The organism is Bradyrhizobium sp. BRP19 (genome assembly GCF_020194195.1).
In the GTDB taxonomy this organism is placed as follows: Bacteria; Pseudomonadota; Alphaproteobacteria; order Rhizobiales; family Xanthobacteraceae; genus Bradyrhizobium; species Bradyrhizobium yuanmingense.
In genome coordinates, this window is record NZ_JADYVZ010000133.1 from 1 (window position 1) to 439 (window position 439).

1 protein-coding gene is annotated in these 439 nt (G+C 63.1%); it reads right to left on the reverse strand.

What is annotated here, in order from left to right; translation table 11 throughout:
- The coding region (locus I6F36_RS38850; RefSeq protein WP_225173280.1) for a helix-turn-helix domain-containing protein at positions 1–393 on the reverse strand (393 nt) is incomplete at its 3' end.
- Between the last annotated feature and the right edge of the window lie 46 nt (positions 394–439).

A 439-nucleotide genomic window follows, 5' to 3' on the forward strand; every position in this document is an offset into this window, starting at 1 on the left:
CAGCAGCGCGGGCAATCCCGTGCTGGAAACTAGCTGCGGCATCGCTTCACTGGCGAGGCGCAGATGATCAATTCGGGCGAGGGCGGACGCGCCGATGCGTACCGCCGTCGGCCCAAGGTCGTAGTGACCGGTGACTTCATCCTGTACTGCGAGACCGCTTGCCATCAGGCTCGCGAGATAGCGATGCGCGAGGCTGTTTGGCATGCCGATAGCGCGCGCCAGATCTCGGAGGGGCGTCGCCTTACCCGCCTCGACAAGTGCAAGAAGAACCTCCGTTGCCTTGTCGGCGGATTGAATCCGGCGCCGTCCTCCGCCATTGCCGGCAGCAGTCGGTGGCAGGTCGTCCGCCGACACCGCCGCTGGTTCTGCGATGGTTTTTTTTGCTGCTGTCAAAGCCGTAGATACTCCTCTCAGAAGGGTGCGAACCTCGGATTCAGGG